This window comes from Mesobacterium pallidum (assembly GCF_019966535.1).
GTDB classification, from domain to species: Bacteria; Pseudomonadota; Alphaproteobacteria; order Rhodobacterales; family Rhodobacteraceae; genus Mesobacterium; species Mesobacterium pallidum.
In genome coordinates this window covers 468094-492359 of record NZ_JAIMID010000001.1, presented here as the reverse complement: position 1 = coordinate 492359, position 24266 = coordinate 468094, and the positions used below count along the sequence as shown (strand labels likewise).

Annotated in this window: 24 protein-coding genes and 1 tRNA gene; 14 read left to right on the top strand and 11 right to left on the bottom strand. The window is 68.2% G+C overall.

Annotation, left to right across the window (positions count from 1 at the left end; genetic code table 11):
- Positions 1–70 precede the first annotated feature (70 nt).
- Both hisN and MF270_RS02235 read right to left on the bottom strand, forming a co-directional pair.
- Positions 71–877 (bottom strand): histidinol-phosphatase, encoded by an 807-nt coding sequence (gene hisN, locus MF270_RS02240; RefSeq protein ID WP_238364216.1) that lies wholly within the window; start codon positions 875–877, stop codon positions 71–73.
- Positions 878–936: 59 nt separating this feature from the next.
- Positions 937–1308 carry a helix-turn-helix domain-containing protein gene (locus tag MF270_RS02235; RefSeq protein ID WP_238364215.1) on the bottom strand — a complete coding sequence of 124 codons (372 nt, stop codon included), beginning with the start codon at positions 1306–1308 and terminating at the stop codon, positions 937–939.
- Positions 1309–1689: 381 nt separating this feature from the next.
- Here MF270_RS02235 and MF270_RS02230 point away from each other — a divergent pair, with 381 nt between their 5' ends.
- Entirely contained in the window at positions 1690–2655 is a 966-nt protein-coding gene (locus MF270_RS02230; protein ID WP_238364214.1) for an NADPH:quinone oxidoreductase family protein, read from the top strand.
- Between the two features lie 366 nt (positions 2656–3021).
- Here MF270_RS02230 and MF270_RS02225 read toward each other — a convergent pair whose 3' ends face one another.
- Positions 3022–3900, bottom strand: coding sequence for a LysR family transcriptional regulator (locus MF270_RS02225; RefSeq protein WP_238364213.1), 879 nt, complete (start codon positions 3898–3900; stop codon positions 3022–3024).
- A gap of 129 nt (positions 3901–4029) precedes the next feature.
- Here MF270_RS02225 and MF270_RS02220 point away from each other — a divergent pair, with 129 nt between their 5' ends.
- Together MF270_RS02220 and MF270_RS02215 are read left to right on the top strand one after the other, a co-directional pair.
- Positions 4030–4233: a YjiS-like domain-containing protein gene (locus tag MF270_RS02220; RefSeq protein ID WP_238364212.1), complete on the top strand. Its 204-nt coding sequence runs from the start codon at positions 4030–4032 to the stop codon at positions 4231–4233.
- A 176-nt stretch (positions 4234–4409) separates the two neighbouring features.
- Complete coding sequence (locus MF270_RS02215) at positions 4410–5147, top strand: Bax inhibitor-1/YccA family protein (RefSeq protein WP_238364211.1); 738 nt, start codon at positions 4410–4412, stop codon at positions 5145–5147.
- Between the two features lie 61 nt (positions 5148–5208).
- Here the strand turns inward: MF270_RS02215 and MF270_RS02210 are convergent, their stop codons facing one another.
- The gene (locus MF270_RS02210) at positions 5209–5775 is read right to left on the bottom strand and encodes a hypothetical protein (RefSeq protein ID WP_238364210.1); all 567 of its coding nucleotides are present in this window, start codon (positions 5773–5775) and stop codon (positions 5209–5211) included.
- Positions 5776–6082: 307 nt separating this feature from the next.
- Here MF270_RS02210 and MF270_RS02205 point away from each other — a divergent pair, with 307 nt between their 5' ends.
- Complete coding sequence (locus tag MF270_RS02205) at positions 6083–6496, top strand: globin family protein (RefSeq protein ID WP_238364209.1); 414 nt, start codon at positions 6083–6085, stop codon at positions 6494–6496.
- A gap of 12 nt (positions 6497–6508) precedes the next feature.
- Here the strand turns inward: MF270_RS02205 and MF270_RS02200 are convergent, their stop codons facing one another.
- Positions 6509–7039 (bottom strand): MarR family winged helix-turn-helix transcriptional regulator, encoded by a 531-nt coding sequence (locus MF270_RS02200; RefSeq protein ID WP_238364333.1) that lies wholly within the window; start codon positions 7037–7039, stop codon positions 6509–6511.
- Between the two features lie 255 nt (positions 7040–7294).
- Between MF270_RS02200 and ectA the strand changes: the two genes are divergently transcribed.
- From ectA to MF270_RS02185, 3 genes are read left to right on the top strand one after another with little or no spacing between them, the layout of a single operon-like run.
- Positions 7295–7798, top strand: a complete 504-nt coding sequence (ectA, locus tag MF270_RS02195) for a diaminobutyrate acetyltransferase (RefSeq protein WP_238364208.1) — start codon at positions 7295–7297, stop codon at positions 7796–7798.
- Positions 7799–7852: 54 nt separating this feature from the next.
- The gene (ectB, locus tag MF270_RS02190) at positions 7853–9148 is read left to right on the top strand and encodes a diaminobutyrate--2-oxoglutarate transaminase (protein WP_238364207.1); all 1296 of its coding nucleotides are present in this window, start codon (positions 7853–7855) and stop codon (positions 9146–9148) included.
- Between the two features lie 4 nt (positions 9149–9152).
- Complete coding sequence (locus MF270_RS02185) at positions 9153–9542, top strand: ectoine synthase (RefSeq protein ID WP_238364206.1); 390 nt, start codon at positions 9153–9155, stop codon at positions 9540–9542.
- Between the two features lie 360 nt (positions 9543–9902).
- Here MF270_RS02185 and MF270_RS02180 read toward each other — a convergent pair whose 3' ends face one another.
- Entirely contained in the window at positions 9903–11339 is a 1437-nt protein-coding gene (locus tag MF270_RS02180) for a pyridoxal phosphate-dependent decarboxylase family protein (RefSeq protein WP_238364205.1), read from the bottom strand.
- 151 nt (positions 11340–11490) lie between these two features.
- Between MF270_RS02180 and MF270_RS02175 the strand changes: the two genes are divergently transcribed.
- From MF270_RS02175 to MF270_RS02145, 7 genes are all read left to right on the top strand, one after another.
- Positions 11491–11567: transfer RNA gene (locus MF270_RS02175), tRNA-Met, on the top strand.
- 116 nt (positions 11568–11683) lie between these two features.
- On the top strand, positions 11684–13303 hold the full coding sequence (locus MF270_RS02170; RefSeq protein ID WP_238364204.1) for a thiamine pyrophosphate-binding protein: 1620 nt from the start codon (positions 11684–11686) through the stop codon (positions 13301–13303).
- A 288-nt stretch (positions 13304–13591) separates the two neighbouring features.
- Positions 13592–14806, top strand: a complete 1215-nt coding sequence (locus tag MF270_RS02165; RefSeq protein ID WP_238364203.1) for a C4-dicarboxylate TRAP transporter substrate-binding protein — start codon at positions 13592–13594, stop codon at positions 14804–14806.
- A gap of 79 nt (positions 14807–14885) precedes the next feature.
- Complete coding sequence (locus MF270_RS02160) at positions 14886–15452, top strand: TRAP transporter small permease subunit (protein WP_238364202.1); 567 nt, start codon at positions 14886–14888, stop codon at positions 15450–15452.
- Positions 15449–16900: a TRAP transporter large permease gene (locus MF270_RS02155; RefSeq protein ID WP_238364201.1), complete on the top strand. Its 1452-nt coding sequence runs from the start codon at positions 15449–15451 to the stop codon at positions 16898–16900. The genes MF270_RS02160 and MF270_RS02155 overlap by 4 nt, the downstream gene beginning before the upstream one ends.
- Before the next feature lie 64 nt (positions 16901–16964).
- A complete protein-coding gene (locus tag MF270_RS02150) occupies positions 16965–17606 on the top strand; it encodes a TetR/AcrR family transcriptional regulator (protein ID WP_238364200.1) in 642 nt (213 codons plus the stop codon).
- Between the two features lie 55 nt (positions 17607–17661).
- Positions 17662–18795 carry an acyl-CoA dehydrogenase family protein gene (locus tag MF270_RS02145; RefSeq protein WP_238364199.1) on the top strand — a complete coding sequence of 378 codons (1134 nt, stop codon included), beginning with the start codon at positions 17662–17664 and terminating at the stop codon, positions 18793–18795.
- Here the strand turns inward: MF270_RS02145 and MF270_RS02140 are convergent.
- The 5 genes from MF270_RS02140 to MF270_RS02120 all read right to left on the bottom strand — a co-directional run bounded on the left by MF270_RS02140 (position 18792) and on the right by MF270_RS02120 (position 24083).
- Positions 18792–19565, bottom strand: coding sequence for an IclR family transcriptional regulator (locus MF270_RS02140; RefSeq protein ID WP_238364198.1), 774 nt, complete (start codon positions 19563–19565; stop codon positions 18792–18794). The two genes, MF270_RS02145 and MF270_RS02140, sit on opposite strands and share 4 nt — an antisense overlap.
- Positions 19566–19644: 79 nt before the next feature.
- Positions 19645–21237, bottom strand: coding sequence for an AMP-binding protein (locus MF270_RS02135; RefSeq protein WP_238364197.1), 1593 nt, complete (start codon positions 21235–21237; stop codon positions 19645–19647).
- Positions 21234–22019, bottom strand: coding sequence for an enoyl-CoA hydratase/isomerase family protein (locus tag MF270_RS02130; RefSeq protein WP_238364196.1), 786 nt, complete (start codon positions 22017–22019; stop codon positions 21234–21236). Before MF270_RS02130 ends, MF270_RS02135 begins: the two co-directional genes overlap by 4 nt.
- Positions 22016–22930, bottom strand: coding sequence for an acyl-CoA dehydrogenase family protein (locus tag MF270_RS02125; RefSeq protein WP_238364195.1), 915 nt, complete (start codon positions 22928–22930; stop codon positions 22016–22018). Before MF270_RS02125 ends, MF270_RS02130 begins: the two co-directional genes overlap by 4 nt.
- A gap of 1 nt (position 22931) precedes the next feature.
- Positions 22932–24083, bottom strand: a complete 1152-nt coding sequence (locus MF270_RS02120; RefSeq protein ID WP_238364194.1) for an acyl-CoA dehydrogenase family protein — start codon at positions 24081–24083, stop codon at positions 22932–22934.
- Between the last annotated feature and the right edge of the window lie 183 nt (positions 24084–24266).

The following is a 24266-nucleotide window of genomic DNA, read 5'->3' as shown; positions in this document are numbered from 1 at the left end:
TATTCCCAAAATACTCCCGCCGGAGGCAGGCCTGCTGGCCTACCGCCTTCGGCTGATTGAGGCAGCCGCCTCACGGAACCTGCGACAGGATCTCGAGCGCGGCGGCATGAACCGCCGGATCGCCCGCCGCGAGGGCCCGCCCGCCGTGATGCGCCGGTCCACCCTGCCAGTCGGTGACCACGCCGCCGGCGGCCTCGATCACGCCGATGGGCCCCTGGATGTCATAGGCGTTCAGCCCCGCCTCGATCACCAGGTCGGCCTGGCCGGCGGCGATCAGCGCGTAGGCGTAGCAATCCATGCCATAGCGCACGAGCCGGACGCGCGCGGCCACGGCCTCGAACCCGGCGCGCTCGGCCGGGGTGCCGACCTCGGGAAATGTGGTGAAGAGGGTGGCGCTTGCGAGGTCAGCGCAGTCGCGGCTACGCAGCGCGCGGCGCCCGGCCGGGCCGGTGGTCTCGGCCAGGCCAAGCCCGCCGATGAAACGTTCGCCGATATAGGGCTGGTCGACGATGCCCAGCAGCGGTCCGGCTGCATTGGACACCGCGATCAACACGCCCCAGGTCGGAGCGCCGCTGATGAAGGCGCGGGTGCCGTCGATCGGGTCAAGCACCCAGGTCAGCCCGCTGGTTCCCGCGCTGCGCCCCATCTCTTCGCCGAGGATGGCGTCCGCCGGGCGGCGGATCGCGAGGATGTCACGCATCGCCGCCTCGGCCGCGCGATCGGCCTCGGTCACCGGGTCGAACCCGGAGGCCAGCTTGTTCTCGGCCTTGAGACCGGCCTGTCGGAAATACGGCAACACCGCCGCGCGGGCCGCGTCGGCCAGCGCATGGGCGGTGTCGATCAGATCGGAGCGGAGGTGCGGATCGAGCCCTGTCATGACCTTCCCTTGCCACCGGCAGAGGGCAAGGTCAATCGCAGGGCCCGATGCGACAGTCGTCAGGCCACGTCGCTCAGGACGCGGGCCAGTTCGAACAGGCGGCGGCGCTGGTTTTCCGGGATCGCGTAATACGACCGGACGAGGTCCAGCGCTTCCTTGTCGCCCATGATGTCGGCGGGCACCGACTCGTTGACCGGATGCTCGTCCTGTGCGGTCTCGAGGTTCTCGAAGAAAAAGCTGACCGGGACTTCGAGCGCGTAGGCGATATCCCACAGGCGCGACGCACTGACGCGGTTCGCGCCGGTCTCGTATTTCTGGATCTGCTGAAACTTGATACCGACCTGTTCGGCAAGCTGCTGCTGAGTCATGCCGACCAGCCAGCGTCGATGCCGAATCCGCTTGCCCACGTGCACGTCTACAGGGTGCGTCATTGTCGCGTTCCTTTGTATTTGGCCCGGCTCATCCCGTCCGGGCATAGCTCTGAAGTGCCTCGCGGCACGGCTCATGATGCGCTGCGCATCCCTTCAGCGCGAGGGCAGAATACCGCAAATGCGATGCCCCGCAAGGGCCGTCACAAAATTTATGGATGAACGCGACGGCACAATTCAATCTATGCGAGTTTCAACTCCTTGTTGCAACGGGAAATTATTTTCCCGGATGGTCAAAAACTAGGTGTGCCATCAAGATGATCGCGTACCACAACAGGATGGGGCGGGACTTCCGCATGACGAGAATCACCCGTCCTTGGTGCAATTGACACGCCCTGTCATTCTTGACAGGTCCAGGCCCGGGCAGACGCGAAGGAGACATTTGTGCAGGCTTTTCAGATCACCGAGTCGGGCGCGGCGCCGGCTCTTGTCGACATCCCCGTTCCCGCCCCGGCCCCGGGCGAGCTGCGGCTGAAGATCGCCGCCTGCGGGTTGAATTTCGCCGACCTGCTGATGACCAGGGGCACCTACCAGGACATGCCGGCGGTGCCGTTCTCTCTCGGGATGGAGGTCGCGGGCGTGGTCGACGCCCTGGGCGACGGGGTGAGCGGGATCGCCGTCGGTGACCGGGTCGCGGTCTTCGGCGGCCATGGCGGGCTGGCCGAGTACGGCTGCTTTCCGGCCGAGCGCGCGGTGCCCCTGCCCGCTGCCATGAGCTTCGAGCACGCCGCCGCGTTCCAGGTCGCCTATGGCACCAGCCACGTGGCGCTGGACCACCGCGCCCGGCTGCAGCCGGGTGAACGGCTCGTCGTGCTGGGCGCCGCGGGTGGCGTCGGCCTCACGGCGGTCGAGCTGGGCAAGCTGATGGGCGCCGAGGTGATCGCCGTGGCCCGCGGCGCCGACAAGCTCGCCGTCGCCAAGGCCGCCGGCGCCGATCACCTGCTGGACGCGACCGAGATCGACCTGCGCGCCGAGATCAAGGCGCTTGGCGGCGCCGACGTGGTCTATGACGCGGTCGGCGGGCAGCAGTTCACCGACGCCTTCCGCGCCTGCCGCCCCGAGGCGCGGATCCTCGCCATCGGTTTCGCCAGCGGGGAGGTGCCGCAGATCAAGGCCAACCACCTGCTGGTCAAGAACATTTCCGTCCTGGGTCTTTACTGGGGCGGCTACCTGGCGTTCCGCCCGAAGGTCGTGACCGACAGCCTGGCGCAGCTGTTCCGCTGGTACGTGGACGGCCGGATCAAGCCCCACGTCAGCCACGTGCTGCCGCTGTCGCAGGCCGCCGAGGGGCTGGAGCTGCTGCGCAGCCGCGCCTCGACCGGCAAGGTCGTGATCCGCGTTCCGGGTTGAGAGGACGGGATGCGAGGGGCCAGCCCCTCGCGCCGAAGGCGCGGCACCCAGCCAAGCGAGGGGCCAGCCCCTCGCGCCGAAGGCGCGGCACCCGGCCATGCGAGGGGCCAGCCCCTCGCGCTCCCCGGAGTTTATGGGCAAGATGAAGAGGGATCCGGGTCCGCGTCCTTTCTTCATTCTCCCAATATGCCCGCCGGGAACAGGCGCTCTGGCGGACACGGCGTCAGATATCGAAATGAGGGGCGCTGCCCCTCAAACGCCCCGGGATATTTCTGGCAAGATGAACGGGGAATTGGCGCCCCTGCTTTCATTATTCCATAAATACTCTCGCCCAAGGCATCCGCGCTGCAGGCGCGGGTCGCGGCCCTACTCGGCCGCCTCGGCCGGCCGGTCGTAGCTGGCAAGGTAGGCCTGCCGGATCATGTCGGCCAGCTTGGGCGCAAGACCGCCGGCATCGGCATGCGAGACATAGAGGTTGATCAGCTGCAGGCCCAGATCGGGCAGCCCGCTTTGCGCGCCCAGGCGGATCAGGTGCGGCGGCTCGGTCCCTTCCAGCATCGCGCCCACGGCGAGGTCGGCGCTGACCGTCGCCTCGATTGTGCGGTCGGATTCGGATTCGACCGCCATCTCCCACGGGATACCCGCCACCTCGAGTTCGCGCAGCGCGATGGGGCGGAAGCGGCAGCGGCGGCCGAAGGCCACGCGCAGCGGCCGGCTGCGCCAGGCCTGCCCGTCCGGCGCCGCGATCCAGCGCAGCGGCATCTCGGCGAGGCGGACGCCACCTTCGTCGAGACCATATTCCGTGGTCAGGATGATGTCGCACTCGCCCTGTTCGAACTGCACCTTCAGGTCGGCCGTGTAGGAGGCGATGAGGTTCACCTTGACCCGCGGATATTCGGCGTTGAAGCGCTGCAGCACCTTGGGGATCACCGGGTAGACGATGTCATGCGGCACGCCCAGCACGATCTCGCCCTCGTGGGAGGGCTCGGTCAGGCGGGCGAAGACCTCGTCGTTCAGCTCGACCATCCGGCGGGCGTAACCGAGGAACTGCTCGCCCGCGGGCGTCAGCGACACGCGGCGCGCCGAACGGTCGAGCAGGTCGAGGCCCAACAGGTCTTCGAGCCGCTTGACCTGCATCGAGACCGCCGATTGCGTCAGGTTCAGGTACCCGGCCGCCCGGGTGACGCCGCCATTCTGCGCCACGGCGACAAAGCTGCGCAGGGTCGTGATGTCGAGATTTCTCATTTCATCACCTCTCGTGATGTTTTGCATGACAAACATTCGTTTTCATCATGCGCCCGAATGGACCATAACATCAAGCATCGAAATAAGACAACGCCGACATATCACGATCCGACACGAAAGGTACATCACATGTCCCGCTCCCTCGCCCTCCTTGCCCCCGCCCGCGCCCCCCGCCGCATGGGCCTGATCGCCATGCTGGCCCTGCACCGGCAGCGCCGCCAGCTGGCAAAGCTCGACGCGGCCGCCCTGCGCGACATCGGCGTCAGCCGGGAAGCCGCGAAGGCCGAGGCGACTCGCGCCCCCTGGGATGCCCCCGCCCATTGGCGCGGCTGAGCGCCCGCGCCTCCCCCGGCTCTCCCCGCCGGTCTTTCCCCGGGAAACGCACCGTTTCCCGGGGATTTTTTGTGCATCTCAGGCACTTGAAATGCGGGACAGGTCTGCCAATATCTGGTCCCAAAGACCTTGGCGGGAGGGACCCCGCCTGCATCTGACCCTTATCGGAGGACCAAATGGCAGATTTCAATACAATCCGGACGGGCGTCGGCGCGCGTGCTGCCCAGATTGACGAGGGCTTGCGCGCTCACATGAACAAGGTCTACGGGACCATGTCCGTCGGCACGCTTTTGACCTTCCTGGTGGCCTGGGCCGTCGGGTCGAGCCCCCAGCTTCTGTCGATCTTCCGTGACCCGATCACCCTGTCGCCCAACATCCTGGGCTGGATCGTCATGTTCGCCCCGCTGATCATGGTCTTCGCCTTCGGCGCGGCCATCAACCGGCTGTCGGCGGCGGGCGCGCAGCTGTTCTTCTTCGCCTTCGCGGCCGTCATGGGCCTGTCGATGTCGTGGATCTTCGTCGCCTTCACCGGCATGTCGATCGCGCAGGTGTTCCTGGTGACCTCTATCGCCTTCGCGGGCCTGTCGCTGTATGGCTACACCACCAAGCGGGACATCTCGGCCTGGGGGTCGTTCCTGATCATGGGCGTGATCGGCCTGATCGTGGCTTCGATCATCAACATCTTCCTGGGCAGCCCGGCGATTGCCTTCGCCGTGTCGATCCTGGGCGTGCTGATCTTTGCCGGCCTGACCGCCTATGACACGCAGAAGATCAAGATCGAGTACCTCGCCCACGCCCACCACGGCGACAGCGAGTGGCTGGCCAAATCGGCGATCATGGGCGCGCTGTCGCTCTACCTCGACTTCATCAACATGTTCATGTTCCTGCTGCAGCTCTTCGGCAACCGCGAATGACGCGCGGCGCATGACACAAAGATCGGGGCCGTCCTTCGGGGCGGCCCTTTTCTTTTGCCCCTCAGGCTTCGGGCTGCGGGGCCAACTGGCGGACGGGAAAGGTGATCTCGGGCCGCCAGGGATGGAAATGCCAGGCGATCCAGCCGCCGAACAAGGACATCACGGCCAGCGGCAGCCCCGCCTCTTCCAGCCGGCCATTGCCGGCCGCGGCGATGGCCATGCCGCCCGCAAACAGCAGCGACAGCGCACCGATGCCGAACATGATGCCGCGGTTGCGCGGGGTCTCGCCGAGGTACACGGGGGTCTCGGGCCGCACCTGGGCCACGCCGTCCAACAAGCTGGCGGTCAGCGCGGTCCAGCCCTGGCGGGCCGGGTCCTCGGCCGTCACGCGGGCGTCCAGCGTCTGGCTGATCGCCTGGACGCGCCCGCCGGGCAGCGCCAGGTCGATCCGCGCCAACCGGTGCCCATCGATCACGAGCTCGACGATGCGCAGCCCCTCGACCTGCGAAAACGGCAGCTGCCACTGGGGGGTGCCGCCCTTTTCGGCGGACACGCCCGTGGCATCGACCCGGTAGGTCACCGGGCCGCGCAGCAGGGCCGGCTTGATCTCGAACACGGCGTCTTTCATGGCGCGACGATAGACCGGCCCCGCACCAGGCCGCAACTGCCGGGCGCATTTTGCACCCGCAGCAAAAATAATGTTGCATGCGCAGAAAACGTGAGTCACGCTGATGCCACCGCCGGGTCGCATCGGACCCCGGGCGGTTGCAGGCCCGGGGCCGCGTGACCCGCCGTGCCGCTGCCCCTGCCCTCCGAGCGCCGGTCGGGACCGACCGTCGGAGAGGCGCGGCCAGGTCTGGCCTCAAGCTCTTTGCCGGAAACCGCGACCGCCCTGTGGCGGAGCAAAGGTGCAAGAGCAGAAGGAACCAAAGGCCATGACCCCCCGCCAGATCGATCTTGTCCAGTCGACATTCCGCCGGATTGCGCCGCTTCAGGACGTCGCCGCCGACATGTTCTATGCAAGATTGTTCGAGATCGCGCCGCAGCTGCGACCGCTGTTTCCCGAAGACATGCGCAGCCAGAAGACGATGCTGATGCAGATGCTGTCGGCCGCGGTCACCGGCCTGCGCGACATGGACAGTATCCTGCCCGCGCTGACCGACCTGGGCGCGCGCCACCAGCACTACAAGGTGCAGCCGCAGCATTACGATTTCGTCGGGGCCGCCCTGCTGGAAACGCTGCGCGAGGCGCTCGGGCCCGATTTCACCCCCGAGGTCGAGGATGCCTGGGCCGAGACCTATGCCCTTCTGGCCGGCGTCATGAAAGGCGCGCAACGCGCCGCGGCCTGACTTGGGCGCCGGTCACCCGGCCACGGGCTTGGGGCCGGGCCGCTGGGCCGGATGCCCGGCCACGCCATCGTCCGGGCCATGGATATGGCCCGTCGCAAGCACTGGGGACGCGTCCAGCTCCTCTGCGTCCAGCATGGCGGCGACCCGTTCCAGCGTGGCGACGATCTGCGCCTGCTCCCAGTCGGCCAGCGCCTCGAACTTGCGCACGTAGCGCTGCTGCAGCGCGTCGGGCGCTTCCTCCACCGTTCTCTGGCCGGCCGCCGTCGGCACGATGTTGACCTGCCGCCGGTCGGTCTGCGAGGGCTGGCGTTCCACCATCCCCTGCCGCACCAGCCGGTCGATCAGCGCCGTCACCGTCGCCTGGGTCACGCCCATGCGGGTGGCGATCGCCTTGGCCGTCGCGCTGCCCGTCTCGGCCACGATCTGGAGCGCGCGGAACTGCACGGCCGTGAGCCCGGCCGCCTGGGCCAGCTCCTTCCCGTGCAGCTCGGTCGCGCGCAGGATGCGGCGCAGGGCGATGAGGCTGGTATCGGTGCGATCCATCAAGAAACCTTCGAACACGTTCTCCTCCTATTCTGCGCAAGCGCCGGGGCTTTCGCAACACGACCCGACACCTTTGCTTAGCTAAGCGAATAAAATAAGACTCAAACGGGCCACATATGCGCTCATGGCGCATATTCAATCATTTCATGACGTGACAAACGGAACCCTTGATCCGTCAGCGACGTTACACTACTTAGTAACACGAAGCAAATTTGGAGGATCTGGACAGTGCCCACCCGAAAGGATGCAAAACCCATGACTGACGTCACGTTGCGCAAGCCCACGAAAGAGGACGGCGCGGCGGTCTACGAGCTTGTCAAAAGCTGCAAGCCGCTTGACGAGAACTCCATGTATTGCAACCTGATCCAGTGCGATCATTTCGCCGACCGCTGCATCCTGGCAGAGGTGGACGGCGAGATCGTGGGCTGGATCTCGGGCTACATCCTGCCCGATGCGGACGACACGTTCTTCGTCTGGCAAGTGGCTGTTGGCGCAAAGGCGCGTGGCCTCGGCCTTGGCACACGGATGCTGGGCGCCCTGCTTGACCGCGACGGGCACGAGCACGTCAACCACCTGCAGACCACCATCACCGCCGACAACGACGCCAGCTGGGCGCTGTTCCGCAAGTTCGCGCGCAGCCGCGGCGCGGAGGTGACGAGCGAACGTCACTTCGCCAAGGAAGACCACTTCAACGGCGAACACGACTGCGAACACATGGTGACGCTGTCCTTCCCCGCACAGCTCAGGGCCGTGGCCTGACCCGCCGCCCCGCCGCTTTCCCCATTCCCAGAAGACCCCAGAGAGGATCTCCCCATGCCGACTGACATGTCAGCCGACAAGACCATCTTTACCCGCCGTGAATCGGAAGCCCGCAGCTACTGCCGTGGCCTCGACACGGTGTTCACCGAAGCCCGTGGCTCGGAAATGATCGACGCAGAGGGGCGCCGCTACATCGACTTCCTGGCCGGCTGCTCGTCGCTGAACTACGGGCACAACGACCCGGACATGAAGGCCGCGCTGATGGACCACATCGCCGGCGACGGTCCGGCCCATATGCTGGACCTGCACACCGACGTGAAAGGCGACTTCCTGCGCGCCTTCGAAGAGCACATCCTGACCCCGCGCGACCTTGACCACAAGGTGATGTTCACCGGACCGACCGGTGCCAATGCGGTCGAGGCCGCGCTGAAGATCGCGCGCAAAAAGACCGGCCGCACCAACGTGATCGCCTTTACCAACGGCTTTCACGGCGTGACCCTGGGCGCGCTGGCCGCGACCGCCAACGGCTATCACCGCGGCGGCGCCGGCACCACGCTGAACGGCGTGACGCGGATGCCCTTCGACCGCTACATGGGCGGCAACATGGACACCGGCGACCTGCTCGAGGCGATGCTGGAAGACGGTTCTTCGGGCATCGACGCCCCGGCCGCGATCCTGCTCGAGACCGTGCAGGGCGAAGGCGGGCTGAACGTCGCCTCGGCCGAGTGGGTCCAGCGCATCGCCGATCTGGCCAAGCGTCACGGCGCGCTGCTGATCATCGACGACATCCAGGCCGGCTGCGGCCGGACCGGCACGTTCTTTTCCTTCGAAGAGATGGGCGTGACCCCGGATATCGTGACCATGGCCAAGTCGGTCTCGGGCTACGGTCTGCCGATGGCGCTGATGCTGGTGCGCCCCGAGCATGACATCTTCGGGCCCGCCGAGCACAACGGCACGTTCCGCGGCAACACCCATGCCTTCGTCACGGCCCGCGTCGCGATCGAGAAATTCTGGTCTGACGGTGCGTTCCAGGCCGAGATTGCCGAGAAATCGGACCTGCTCGAGGAACGTCTGGGCGAGCTGGCCTGCCTTGTCCCCGGCGCCTTCCTCAAGGGCCGCGGCATGATGCGCGGCGTTGATGTCGGCACAGGCGAACTGGCCGGTGCCATCTGCGCCCGCGCCTTCGAAAAGGGCCTCGTGATCGAGACCTCGGGGTCCGACGACCAGGTGGTCAAGGTGCTGGCGCCGCTGACGACCTCGCAAGAGATGCTGAACAAGGGGTTCGACATCCTGCTCGAGGCCGCGCGCGAAGTGACCATGGCCGAACCGATGAAGATCGCAGCGGAGTGACACCATGATCGTGCGAGATTTCGACGAGATCACCAGGAACGACCGCGACCGCGTCGTGTCGGATGCCAACTGGACGTCCGTGAGGATGCTGCTGGCCGACGACAACATGGGCTTTTCGTTCCACATCACCTTTCTCGAGGCCGGCTCGGAGCACACGTTCGAGTACAAGAACCACTTCGAGAGCGTCTACTGCATGCAGGGCAAGGGGTCGATCACGGACCTTGCCACGGGCGAGACCCACGCGATCAAGCCGGGCACCATGTATGCGCTGGACCAGCACGACCGCCACGTGCTGCGGGCCGAGGAAGAGCTGGTCATGGCCTGCTGCTTCAACCCGCCTGTGACGGGGACCGAAGTGCACCAGGCGGACGGCAGCTACGCCCCCGCCGACTGATCCGCCGGGGTCCACAGGGAGTTTCGGATCGCTGCGCGATCCGACCGGCCGGGGCCGCGCCGACGCGCGGCCCCGTCTGCGCGTCGTGAGGGGCCAAAGCCAATCCCACGCCCGTCTGGTGGATGCCGTCGGAGCGAGGGGCCAGCCCCTCGCGCTCCCCGGAGTTTATTGGCAAGGTGAAGGGGGGAACGTTGCTATTGGGCTTTCATCCTTCTGAAAATATGCCCGCCGGAGGCGATCCCGCCGCGTCACCAGGGCGATGATATCGGACCGAGGGGCGCTGCCCCTCACACTCCCCGGGATATTCATGCAAAGGTGAACAGGGGAGTGGCGCCCCTGCTTTCACTATTCCTCAAATACTCAAACGGACGCGCCCTCTGCATCCCGAGCACCCGCAACGGCGGAAGTGACGGCATCGACATCCTCCGGCCGCGTGCGGTGGTTGGTGATGGCGGCGCGCAGGCAGGTGACGCCGCCGACCTGCGTGGTCGAGAAGACGCCCTGCCCCGAGAGCTGGAGGTCGGCGGCGATGCGGGTGTTGAGCGCGGATTGCGCGTCCGGTGGCAGCCGGTCGTCGGCGGTGAAGACGCAGAGGTTCGACACCACCGGAGCGGCCAGCGCCATGTGCGGCGTCGCCGTCACGCGCGCGCCCATGCGGGCAGCGAGGCGGCAGTTCTCCGTTATCGCGGCACCGAACCGTTCAGGGCCGTAGAGGCGGATCGCCGACCAGACCTTGAGCGCGCGATTGCCCCGCGACAGGTCGATCCCGTAGTCGCAGAACCAGGGCTCGCCGCCAGCGAGCCCGCGCGCCTGGCCGGCGAGGTAGGAAGGGCGCGCGGCGAAGGCGGCGCGGTGGGCGGCCTCGTCCCGGATCAGCACGAGGCCGCAATCGTAGGGCACGTACATCCACTTGTGGAAGTCGCAGGCGAGGCTGTCGGCGCGCTCGATCCCCCGGCCAAGATCGCGCCAGGGCGCATCGGCGAGGCGGATCCAGGCACCGAAGGCGCCGTCGACGTGGAACCAGAGGCCTTCGTACAGCGCGAGATCCGCCAGCGCGGGCAGGTCGTCGAAGCGGCCGAGGTCGACAGAGCCGGCAGTGGCGACCACCGCAAGCGGCACCCGGCCCGCCGCCCGGTCGGCGGCGATGGCGGCGCGGATCGTATCCGGGTCCGGTCCGCGCGGGCCGTCGTCAAAAAGCACCAGGTTGTCGTGGCCGATGCCCAGCAGCTCGACCGCCTTGCGCAGGGCGTTGTGCGCGGCGCGTCCCGCGTAGACGCGCAAGCACCGGTCGCCCTGCCCCGCCGCACGCACGTCGCCCAGCGCCCGCACCCGGGCCGCCGCCAGCGCGATCACCGTCGCCTGCGAGGTGCCGGCGACCAGCACGCCGCTGGCGCCCTCCGGGAAGCCCATCACGCGGCGCGTCCAGTCGATCACCGCCCGCTCCATCCGCATCGCCGCGTGGTCGCGCCCGCCGAGGTTGGCATTGACCGTGGCCGCGACCATCTCGGACATCAGGCCCGAGGCAAGCCCCGTGCCATGCACCCAGCCGAAGAAGGTCGGATGGGTGTTGCCGGTCCCATGGGACAGCACATCCGCGGCCAGCGCGGCGCCCAGCGCGGCCTCGTCCGCCAGCGGCGGGGTGTCCAGCGCATAAGCCGCCTCCAGCCGTTCGGGCACCGGGTGCCAGGGCCGCGCCCGCGCATCGGCCAACTGGTCCACGCAGGCGTCGAGCAGGTCATGCGCGGCGCGGCGGAACGCCTCCCAATCCTGCGGATCGAGGCTATCATGATCGGTCATCGCATCCCTCCCGGCGACATCGCCCGAGTGCATCCGCAGCGCGCCGCGAGGTCAAGCCGCCAAGGCGACAAACACCCGCGAAAAAATGCCCGCGCGCCGAATTTCCCGCTTGACCCCCGGCCGGGCTTTGCCTAATTCCCCCGCACGGTTTGGCGGAGTAGCTCAGCTGGTTAGAGCAGCGGAATCATAATCCGCGTGTCGGGGGTTCAAGTCCCTCCTCCGCTACCAAACCCCTCCTTCACATGATGGATCCACAAGGCCCCCAGCGCGGGGCCTTTTGCGTTCCTGTTGCGATGTGCTGCGCCAATGGCTAACCATGGAGCAAGCGACTGGAGGAGACGCCCGTGAAGACCCACGAAGCTCTGGCCAAGGCCCTGCGCGATGGCGGCGCGCATCCGCTCTTTGGCGTGGTCGGCGACGCGAATGCCTACATGGTCGACGCCTACGCGCGGCAAATGGGCGGGCGTTATGTCGCGATGGCCAACGAATCCGGCGCTGTACTGGCGGCTCTTGGCGCGGCGCAACTGAGCGGCGGGACGGGCTTTGCCACCGTCACCCACGGCCCCGCGCTGACCAATTGCGTGACCGCGCTGGTCGAGGCAGTGAAGTCGAACACGCCCCTCGTCCTGCTCTGCGGCGACACTCCGGCGACCGACCGCGAGAACCTGCAGAACGTCGACCAGCACGCGGTGATCCGGTCCACCGGCACTGGCCTTGAACAGATGCGCTCGCCGGCCACGGCCGTTGCCGACCTGGCCCGCGCCGTGCGGCGGGCGCGGGCCGAACGACGGCCCATCGCCTTCAACATGCCGGCCGAAATGCAGTGGGAGGAGGCGGACGGCACGCCCGTCTCGTGGGATGTGCCGCCGCTGGTCTCGCCCCGGATCGAAGGCGCGGGGCTCGACGACGCCATCGGCATCATCGCCGCCGCCCGCGCGCCGGTGGTGCTGGCCGGGCGCGGCGCGGTGGACGGTGCCAGCCGCGACGCGCTGACCCGCCTTGCGCAAAGGATCGAGGCACCGTTGGCCACCACAATGCGTGCGCGCCACCTGTTCGCGGGCGAAGACCACGTGCTGGGCGTGCACGGCACCGTCAGCGCGCCCGGCGCAAGCGACGCCCTGATGCGGGCCGATTGCCTCATTGCCTTCGGCGCCTCGCTGAACTTCCACACCACGGCGCAGGGGTCGTTTCTCAAGGGCAAACGGGTGATCCAGGTAATGGACCGGGCGCAGGATATCGGCGCCAACGCGGTGCCCGATGTCGGCATCCTTGGAAACCCGAGCGACGTGGCCGAGACCTTCCTTTACTGGCTGGACGAGGCCGAGATCCCCGCCTCGGGCTTTACCCGCGATCTCGCCCCGCACGGGCTGGACACGCCCGACATGGGTCAGCCCAAGCCCGTGCGCGACGGCTGCGTCGATTTCCTGACGGCGCTCGACCGGCTCGACGCGATCCTGCCGGCGGACCGCAGCCTTGTCACAGATGCTGGCCGCTGGATGGTGCGCAGCTATGGCCGGCTGACCGCGCCCGGCCCGCTCGATCATGTGACCACGGCCAGCTTCGGCTCGATTGGGCTGGGCATGGCGGCGGCGATCGGCGCGGCGGCGACGCGGCCCGAGCGGCCCACGGTGCTGTTCTGCGGCGACGGCGGCTTCATGCTGGGCAACCTGGCCGAGCTCAACACCGCCACGCGCGAAGGGCTCGGCATCATTTGCGTGATCTTCAACGATGGCAGCTACGGGGCCGAGCATATCCAGTTCCGGGACCGTCAGATCGACCCCGCCATCACGCTCTTCGACTGGCCGGATTTCGTGACCGTGGCGCGGGCGCTTGGCGGCGACGGGCATGTCGTGGCCAGCCTCGCCGAGCTCGAGGCCCTGCCTGCCGCGCTCGACGCGCGCCGCCACGACCGGCCGTTCCTGGTCGACGTGAAACTGGACCCGGACCAGGTGACGACGTGGTGATCCACATTCCGGGACACCCAAACGTCCCATTATACGGGACAACCAAGAAAAACAGGGGCTCGAGATGAGACGGGTCAACAGCCACGGCGCACATTGCCTTTTCCACCTTTTCTCGTGAAAATCGCGCATAACGACAGGTTTTCACCCAGGTTCACGAGGAACCACGCCCCAAGGCGCACGGAATGTCGCAGAAAGGATTGTCCCACAAAGTAGGAGATGCTAGCGTCCACCCCAGGACGGGCGAAGGGACGCCCGAACGGATTGCCGCAATGGCAAAGGGAGGAAATGATGACCGCATACGCAACATGGGCGCGCATCTCGGCCGCGACCCTCGTGACGGCGAGCCTTGGCAGCGCCGCGCTGGCCCAGGACGCCTGGCTCGACACCCTCGAGCCGATGACGCTGAAGCTCGCCGATTTCTCGGGCGACCAGAACGCCAATTTCGGCAAGGCCATGGTGGCCTGGGAAGAATCGATCACCGAGTTCACGCAGGGCAAGATCACCTTTGAAAACTACTGGTCCTCGTCCCTGCTGGGCGCGCTCGACACGCTCGAAGGGGTGGGCGACGGGGTGGCCGACATCGGCCTGATCATCCCGTCCTACATGCCGCAGAAACTGCCCGTCGCCTCCTGGATGTTCGGCATGGGCGCCGCGCTTTCGGGCTCGACCGTGCATGACGTGGCCGCCGGCGGCGCCACCGCGCTGGAAACCCTGCTGACCTACGAGCCGGTGACGCAGGAATACGCATCGCACAATGTCGTCGTGCTGCAGGCCACCGCCACACCCGCCTATAACCTCTTGTGCAACAAGCCCATCGCCTCGCTCGACGATGCCAAGGGCATCCGCGCCCGCGCCATCGGCGCCGTCTGGTCGACCACGGCCGAGGCGCTTGGCATGACGCCGGTAAGCATCTCCTGGGGAGAGGCCTACGAGGGGCTGCAGCGCGGCGTCTTCGACTGCATGGTCATCAACCCGAACCAATACGCGGACGGGCTGACGCTCAAGGACGTGGCGCCGGAATACGTGCCGGTGACCATGGCGCAGCTGCAGGCCTCGACCTGGGTGATGAACAAGGACATCTGGGACGGCTTCCCGGTCGAATTGCAGAACTTCATCACCGAGGCGAACCTGAAGGCCGCCGCCGACATCTGGCAGGGCTACATGGAGATCGAGGCCAAGGCCGGCGACCTGATCGCGGGTGGCGAGGTGATCCACACCAACGACATCGCGGCGTTGGAACCCGTCGCCGCCGCGCAGCGGGCGGAATTCGTCAAGGCGCTGCCGGGCACCGCCCCCGCCGCGGTGACCGATGCTGCCGGGTTCGTGGCCGATTACCAAGCCCGTATCGCCTACTGGACCGACAAGCTTGAGGCCGAGGGCTATGCCGTCGCCGAACGCACGCCCGAGGCGATCATGCAGGCTTTCGCGGGCCTGTCGGACGTGGATCTCACGTCCTTCGCCGACAGCTTCAAGGCCGAGGTCGCCCCCGGCCTGATGAAGTAACCAACGCGCAGTCAAGGGGGCCCGTCCAACGCGGCGGGCCCCGTACCGCCATCTGGCGGATCGTGATACAGGTCACCCCATGACGGACACCCCCCGGACGCCCCCCGCGCGCCCCGATCCGGCCCTGCTGGCCTGGATCGACCGGCTGGCCCTTGGCCTTGCGCTGGTCGCCGGCCTCGCGCTGTGCCTCTTGGCGCTCAACGTCTTTGTCGACGTGATCGGGCGCGCCTTTTTCAAGACGCCCCTGCGCGGCACGCTCGAGATGACCGCGCAATGGTGGATGCCCGCGCTTACCCTGCTGGCCTTTGCCTATACCGAACGGCGCCAGGACCACATCAAGGTGACCATCCTTCTTGACACCCTGCCCGCGCGGATGCGGGCCTGGGTCGAGGGGTGTTTCGGCCTGATCGCCACCGCCCTGCTGGTGGGCCTCGCCTGGCACGCCTGGCACGAGGCGATGGACAGTTTCGGCTACCGCGAGACGACCTCCTCCCTGCCCCCGGTCGCCATCTGGCCGGTCAAGTTCGTCGCCGTGATCGGCGTCGCCGCGTTGGCCCTGCAGACCGCCGCGACCAGTTTCCGCCATTTCACCGGCCGGTTGCCCGGCGGCGCGGCCGACACTCAAGGCGAAGGGGAGGCCGCATGACCCCCCGCGCCCAGCGCCTTGGCATCGCGGTCTTCATCCTTGGCCTCGTCATCGCCATCGCCGCCTCCGGCGCGATGCTCTACGCGGACCTTCCGAAACAGGTCATCGGCATCCTGATCGTGGTCCTGTCCATCGTGCTGCTGCTCATGGGCATCCCCGTCGGGGTCGCCATGTTCGGCGCGGCGCTCTTGGGGCTCTACGCGCTCAGCGGGCTGCGGGTGGTCAAATCGACGATGGAGGGGGTGGCCTATGACGCCGCCGCGTCCTGGTCGCTCAGCGTGATCCCGATGTTCATCCTCATGGGCATGATCATGTGGAAGACGGGGCTGACCACCTCCGCCTTCGAGGCCGCGCGCCGCTGGCTGGGCTGGATGCCCGGCGGGCTGGCGGTCGCCACGAATTTCGCCGGCGCGGCGCTGGCGGCCTCAAGCGGCAGCACCATCGGCATCACCTACGCGCTGGGGCGGGTGTCGATCCCCGAGATGCTGAAATCGGGCTACCATCCGCAGCTGGCCGTCGGATCGGTCGCGGCCGCCGGGACGCTGGGGCAGATCATCCCGCCCAGCCTGCTGCTGGTCGTCTATGCCGGCGCCGCTTCGCTGCCCGTGGGCCAGCAGCTGCTGGCCGGCGTCATTCCCGGCCTGATGCTGGCCTTTGCCTTTGCTGCGATGATCGTCGCGCAGGCGATGCTGCGCCCCTCGCTCGCCCCGCGCGTGGACATGAGCGGGATCACCTGGGCCATGCGCTGGCGCTCTCTGGCGGGGGTCATGCCGATTGCCGTGGTCATCCTGATCGTGATCGGCGGGCTGTTCGCCGGCATCTTCACCGCGACCGAGGCCGGGGTCTTCGGCATGATCGCGGCGCTGATCTTTGGCGTGGCGCACCAGCTTGGCCAAGGCAACGCCCTGCGCGAGATCGGCGTCATGCTGCGCGAATCGCTGATCGGCACGCTGACCGGCACCGCCTCGGTCTTCCTGCTGATCATCGGCGTGGCGGTGCTGACCCGCGCCATGGCGCTGAGCCAGGTACCGAACTTCATCGCGTCAGAAGTGGCCGCGCTGGGGCTGGGCCGGGTCGAGCTGCTGCTGATCCTGATCATCGCCTACCTGATCCTTGGCATGTTCATGGACACGCTGGCGATGATGCTGTTGACTATCCCGGTGCTGATGAAGCCGCTGGAATCGGTCGGCGTGGACCCGCTGTGGTTCGGAGTCTTCCTCGTGGTCATGGCCGAGGTCGGGCTGCTGACGCCGCCGCTTGGCATCCTGACCTTCATCGTCCATCGCATCGCCTCGGACCCCGAGGCGAACCTGGGGCGCGAGATCAGCCTGGGCACCGTCTTTCTGGGCGTGCTGCCCTTCGCGCTGACGGCGCTGGTGGTGGTGCTGATCCTGATCTCCTTTCCCGGCATCGTGACCTGGCTGCCCGAGGGCAGCGTGGCGCGTTAGGCCCCGTCTGGCCACGGCGCGCCCAGCCGCTATGATCGCCGCAACGCCCGCAGGAGACCCGCCCTTGACCGCGACACCCGATGCCAGCCCCGTCCTCGGCCCCAAGCACCAGCGCCGGGCCGAGTCGGACCGCAAGATGCTGCGCGCGGCCATCGCGCTGATCGGGCGCAAGGGCACGGCCGGGGCCAACCTGGCGCAGATCGGGCTGGACGCGGGCTATTCGCGCGGGCTGCCGGTGCAGCGCTTCGGCACCAAGCTGGCGCTGCTCGAGGCGGTGCTGGACGCGATTGAAGAGCGGTTCCTGCGCCAGGTAGCCGAGCGGGTCGGCGACAGGCGCGGCTGCGCGGCGCTGGCCGAGCGCATCCGCTTCCAGATGGAGGCGGTGCGCGACATGCCCGACAGCGCCGTGGCGCTCTACCAGTTGATCGTGGATTCAAGCGGCTCGGTCCCCGAGCTGAAGCCGCGCGTCCAGGCCCTGCAGCGCGCCTATCGCGACAACCTGCGCGGCTACATGCAAGAGGCGCAGTCGATGGGAGAGCTGCGCGAGGGCGTCGATATCGACCAGTCCGTGCGCGCCGTCTCGGGCACGATTTCCGGCATCTGCATCCAGGCCATCGTGGACGGCACGACCGACCGTCTGGGCCGCGATGCCGACTATATCGCCGACATGTTCCTGGCCCGCGTGACCGGGAAGATCCCCGACTGACCCCGCCGCTTGTCCCGCCGGGTGGCGGGCCGCGCCCCCACCGAAAGGCCCCGACATGATCCTCGACGACACCCAGGAAATGGTCCGCGACATGGCCCGCCGCTTCGCGGCCGAGCGGCTGGCGCCCCAGGCCGCCGAATGGGACCGCAGCGGCGCCTTCCCCAGGGCCGAGCTGGCCGAGATGGGCGCGCTTGGCCTCATGGGCATGCTGGTGCCCGAGGACTGGGACGGCGCCATGACCGACCACGTGGCCTATGCCCTCGCGCTGGAAGAGATCGCGGGCGGGGATGGCGCGGTGTCCACCATTATGTCGGTGCACAATTCCGTCGGCTGCGTGCCGATCCTGAAGTTCGGCACCGACGCGCAGAAAGAGCAGTTCCTGCGCCCCATGGCCCGCGGCGAAAAGCTGGGCGCCTTCTGCCTGACCGAGCCGCACGCGGGATCGGACGCCGCGGCGCTGAAGACGCGGGCGGTGCGCACCAACGCGGGGTACAAGCTGAACGGGGTCAAGCAGTTCATCACCTCGGGGCAGAACGCCGATGTCGCCATCGTCTTTGCCGTGACCGACCCCGAGGCGGGGAAGAAGGGAATTTCCGCCTTCATCGTGCCCACGGATACGCCCGGCTACCGCGTCGCCTCGCTTGAGAAAAAGCTGGGGCAAACGCTGTCGGACACGGCGCAGATCGCGTTCGAGGACCTCGAGATCCCGGCCGAGAACCTCCTGGGCGAGGAAGGCCAGGGCTACCGCATCGCCCTGTCGAACCTCGAGGGCGGGCGCATCGGCATCGCCGCGCAATCGGTCGGCATGGCCCGCGCGGCGCTGGATCACGCCGTGGCCTATGCCAACGAACGCGAGAGCATGGGGGCCAAGCTGATGGGCCACCAGGCCGTCGCCTTCCGCCTTGCGGACATGGCCACCAAGGTCGAGGTGGCGCACCAGATGGTGCTGCATGCCGCCACCCTGCGCGACGCGGGCCGCCCTGCCCTCAAGGAGGCGTCGATGGCCAAGCTCTTCGCGTCGGAGATCGCCGAGGAGGTCTGTTCCGGCGCGATCCAGACCTTCGGCGGCTACGGCTATACCCGCGATTTTCCGGTGGAAAAGATCTACCGCGACGTCCGCGTCTGCCAGATCTACGAGGGCACCAGCGACATCCAGCGCCTGGTGATCGCCCGCGCGCTGGCGGGCTAGGCGCGCGCCGGCAGCGCCTTTTGCGTGGCGGCGATTTCCTCGCGGATGATCGCCTTCCACTCGGCGATGCGGGCATCGTCCACCTCGGGCGCATGGGCGGCGATCGAGATGGCGATGTCGGGTTCGGCCGCATGGGCCGCGACACCCATCCCGAGGCCGTAGATCGACCGGTAGGCGCGCCCCTGGCTTTCCGCGAACCCGGTGCGGCGCGCCTCGGCCACCGCCTCGCGGATACGCTCGGGGCTGAGGTCGGCAAAGGCCGCCAGTTCGGGCGCGATGGCCGTGATGATCTGGTCGACACCCGAATCCGGCAGCCCGGCCAGCAGCGCCGTGGCCCCGGCCCCGACGCCAAGGTAGCGGCGCTGGCCGACCTCGACCGGGATTACCCGGATCACATTGCGCCCCTCGGCCTTGTGGACGCAGACCGCCTCCATCCCCGAGCGCCGCATGAGATAGGTCGTGACATTGGCCCGCTGCGCCACCCGGTCGGCAGCCGAGGCCCAGGGCGCCAGTTGCAGCACCCGGTCGGTCACGGCCAGCCCCAGCTCGTAGCTGAGCATCCCGATCTCGTAGCGGCGCGAGGCTTCGTCGTAGGCGACAAGCCCCTCTTCGGTCAGGCATTTCAGGATCCGGTGCGTGGTCGAACGCGGCAGGTCCACCGCCTGGCTGAGGCTGCGCAGCGTTGGCGGTTGCCCGTCCGACACATGCGCGATCTGTTGCAGGATCGCGGCCGCGCGCCGGATCGCCTGGGTGCCGTCCTGTTTGGTCATGCCTGCCCCTTGCCTCGGTTGCGTCCAGTATAGCGGGACATGTGACCGACACCATCCCGCATCACGGGACCCCAGGCGATCAGGCGTCCTGCCGGACCAGCCTGGCCGCGATGCGGCGCAGCTCGGGCTTCTGCACCTTGCCGACGGCGTTCATCGGCAGCGCCTCGACCAGTTCCAGCCGCTCGGGGAACTTCTGTCGCGCCAGCCCCGCGTCTTCGAGGTGGTCGCGCATCGCAACCATGTCGAAGCCGGGGCGTGCCACGACGAAGGCGACGGCGATTTCGCCCCGCTCGGCATCCGGCGCGCCGACGATGGACACGGCCAAGACGTCCGGATGGGTCAGCAGCGCGTTCTCGATCTCGAGCGGGGCAATGTTTTCGCCCTTGCGGATGATGATGTCCTTGGTGCGGCCGGTGATGGTGATATAGCGCCCCTCGGTCAACCGGCCGAGGTCGCCCATGACAAAGAACCCGTCCTCGGTAAAGCTTCCGATATCGTCGGCAGGGTCGAGGTAGCCGATGAACATCTGCGGCCCGCGCAGGGCGATCTCGCCCTCCGCCCCCGGCTGCACTTCGGCGCCGACGCTGTCCAGCAGGCGCACCTCGACCGCCGCCTCGCCGTCCGTGTCGGCATGGGCCTCGGCCCCCGCGCGGGTCTGGATGCCCGGAAAGGCCAGCGGCACCTCGGAGGAGCCATAGGCGCGGCTGACCACCGCATTGGGAAAGGCCGCGAGGCCCCGGCGCACCAGCTCGGGCGGCACGCTGGCCCCGCCGCAGACAAAGCGTCTGAGCCCCGGCAGGGCGCTGCCCGCCGCCTCGGCCGCCGCGAGCAGCCCCGCCAGGAAGGGCGTCGCGCCCGCCATGAAGGTGGCGCCGTGGTCGTCTATGGCCCGCACCGCGCGGGCCGGGTCCCACTGGTCGTCCAGGATCGTGCGGCAGCCGGTGATCCAGGGAAACTCGAAGGCGTAGATCGACCCGCCGATATGGCCGACGGGCGACGGGACGTAGAGCACGTCGCCTTCGCCCGTGTCCCAGGTATCGGCGGTCTGCCGCACCACGGCGTCGAGCGAGGCATGGGTGTGCAGCACCCCCTTGGGCCGCCCGGTGCTGCCCGAGGTGAAGATGATCAACTTGGCATCGGTGCAGGGCGGCAGCGCAGGCTCGGCCGGCGCATGGCGCAAGAGATCGTCGAACCCGCCCGGCGCATCGCCCCTCAGGGTGAAGATATGCGGCGGCGGGCTGTCGAGCCCCTCGACCGTGGCGCGGTAGTCGCGGCCCGGGGTGGCGGGCGGCAGAAAGATCGCCTGCACCGCGCAGGCGGGCAGGATCGCGCGCAGCTCGGCCGCGCGGTAGATCGGCAGGAGCGGCACGATGCGCCAGCCGAAGAGCGCACAGGCGAGGTTGATGACCGTCGCCTCCCACCAGTTCGGCAGCTGGAAGGCGACGCTGGCGCCGGGCTGGAGCCCCCGCGCGATCAGCGCGCCGCCAAGGCGCAGGGCCATGTCCAGCATCTGCCCGCGGGTGACATCCCGGCCGCCCTGGCTGACCACGACGCGGTCCGGGTCCTCGGCCGCGAGCGCCAGGGCCAGGTCGCCAAGGCCGGGGCGCTCGGGCGCGCGGTGACGACCGCCGGCCGCGAGGTCAGCAAGGCGGGGGCCAAGCGGGTCGGTCATGGCTTGCGCGCCTTTGCGGCGAAGGCTTGGACGCGGGCGCGATGCTCTTCGGTGCGAACCGAGAGGGATTCGTAGGCCATGCCGGGGTCCATCAACGCATGGGCCAGCCGCTTGAGTTCGAGGTTCATGGTCACCTTGGTCCAGCGGATCGCCGGCTGCGACCCCGCCAGCAGCTTGGCGCAGAAGGCATCGACGGCGGTGTCCAGCGCGTCATCAGGCAGGACATGGTTGATGAGGCCGATTTCGGCGGCGCGGGCGGCGGTCAGCAGCTCGCCGGTCAGCAGGAATTCCTTGGCGCGGTGCATCCCCACCAGCTGCGGCCAGATCACCGCCCCGCCGTCCCCGGCGACAAGGCCGATAGCCACGTGGGGATCGCCGATCTTCGCCGTTTCGCTGGCAAAGGTCACGTCGCAGAAGAGCGCGATGGTGGCCCCCAGCCCCACGGCGGGGCCGTTGATGCGGGCGACCAGGGGCTTGTCGATCTCCAAGAGGGCATAGATCAGCCGCTTGGCGCCCTCGGCCTCGGCGGCGAAATCGTCCGGGTGGTCGACGAAATGCTGCATCCGGGCGATGTCGCCGCCCGCCGAAAACGCCCGCCCCGCCCCGGTCAGCACGATCACGTCGGACCCGGGATCGGCGGCGGCGAACACCAGCGCCTCGGTGATCTCGCGGTGCATGGCCGCGCCGAAAGCGTTCAGCACCTCGGGCTGGTTGAAGGTGATCGTCAGCCGCCGCCCGGCGCGGGTCAGCAGCAGCGTCTCGTATGTCGGCAGATCGCTCATGGCGCCCCCCAGCGGTCGGTGGCGTAGGAGAGGTAGGCCGCGCCCATGCCGCCCATCTCGGCCTTGAGCAGCTTGGCGCGATAGGTCCAGCGGTGCAACGGATGTTCCAGCGTCAGGCCCATGGCGCCCATGAATTGGTGCAGGTCATAGGTGATCGCGTTGGTGATCTCCTGCGCGCGGCCCAGCGCGAGGGCGGCATCCCCGGGCGCCTGCCGCTGCGCGGCGCGGAGCATCATGAGCCGGGCGCCTTCGATCTCGACCGCCGCATTGGCCAGGCGGTGCTGGACGCCCTGAAAGGCGCCGAGCGGTTGGCCGAATTGCCGCCGGTCGCGGACATGGGCCAGCACCGCGTCGAGGCCCGCGCGCAGCACGCCGGTCAGCTCGGCCGCCGTGGCCACCTGCCAGAGGGCACGCAGTTTCGCGGGGTCGGCGTCGAGGGTCTGCCAGTCCAGCGCCTCGGGGTCGGTCAATTCCCCCATCGGGTAGGCATAAAGGCTGTCGACGGGTTGCGCAGCGCCGTCGGGCAGGTCGGCATAGCGCACGGTCTCGCCAATCTCGACGATGCCCCGGGCCTGCGGCAGGTAGCGCAGCGCGCCGGGCTGGCCGTCCACGCGAACGGCCAGCGGGCGCGGCACGTCGCGGCCAAGGAAAGGCCGGATGAGCGCCGAGGCCGCGAGCTCGAAACAGACGGGTACGCCGGCCACGTCATGCACCATCAGCGCCGCCGCCACGGGGCCCAGATCGGGCTCGGCGGCGGCATCGAAGAAGCCGCCTGCGTCGAACTGCGCCTCGAGCGCGGTGCCGAGGTCGTAGCGGCCCCACCCCTCGACCGGCGCGAAAGCCGCGCCTTGCAGCATCTGGCCCAGCACGGTGGCAAAAGTCTGCTGGTCCACGTTCAGGTCGAACCGCATCTCAGGCCCCTTTCGGCAGGTTCAGGTGCTGCCGTGCGACCAGGTTCAACTGGATCTCGGTCGCGCCGGCCGCGATGCCGGTGACGATGGCCCGCTCGTGATGCGACAGCAGGGCATCATGGCCCGAGCCCGAGAAGGCATCGGGCAAGAAATCCATCCCGAAATCGGCCACCGCGCGTTCGGCCCCGACCACCGCGACGCGGGCGAGGTTCGATTCCGTCCCCGGCGCCTGGCCGCGCGACCGGCCGTCGACCACGCGGTAGACCTGCAGCCGCGCCGCCTCGCAGGCCGCAGCCGCTTGGGCCGCGCGGGACCGGACGATGCTGTCCGAAAACTGCCCCCGCGCCTGCAATTCGGCCACCATGGTGTCAAGCGTCGCCGCCCCCATCTCGTAGCGCGGGATGCCGACCCGTTCATTGGCCAGGGCGTAGGAAATGATCGTCCAGCCCTCGCCCTCCGCCCCCAGCCGCGCCGTGGCGGGCACGCGCACGTCGGTGAAAAAGACCTCGTGGATGTCGCCATGGCCGATCAGGCTGGGGATCGCGCGCACCTCGATCCCGGGCGTGTCCATCGGCACCAGGAAGATGGCGATCCCGGCGCGCCCGCCGTCGGCCCCGCCGGTCTGCGCCAGCAGGAAACAGGTCGAGGCGAGCCCGGCATAGGAGGTCCAGATCTTCTGCCCGTTGATGACGTAATCAGCCCCGTCGCGGATCGCGCGGGTGCGCAGGCTGGCAAGGTCTGACCCGGCGTTCGGTTCGGAAAACCCCTGGCACCAGATCGCGCGCCCCTCGGCCATGGGCGGGATATACTGCGCCTTTTGCGCGTCGGACCCGTAGCGCATCAGCACCGGGCCGATCCAGTTGACGTTCATGTATTGCGCGCCGCGCGGCTCGCCGGCGCGCCACATCTCTTCGCCAAGGATGAAATGCTCCCACGGCGGTCGATCCGCGCCGCCCCAGTCTGCGGGCCAATGCGGGACCAGCAGGCCTTCGTCGGCCAGTTTGGGGCAGAACGTAAGGCTGAACTCCGTCTGCTCGGGCGAGCCAGGACCGTGGCGCGCGATCTCGTCCCAATTGGCGGGAAGCGTGCGCGCAAGGAAGTCGCGGATGCGCGCCCGGTAGGCCGCATCCTCTTCGGTCCAGTCGAAATCCATCTACGCCTTCTCCCACATGATGGGACTCATGCCTCCCTCAAGCATGGGCCGAACATGACCGCCGCGGGAGGGGCTGTCAACTCCGCCATTCTTGACCCATGGCGCTATCTGCTTATAAAGTCCGCACAAGCGGGCCGATCCGGCCCAGGGGAGGGCGAGACATGAGATCGGACTATTGTTCCA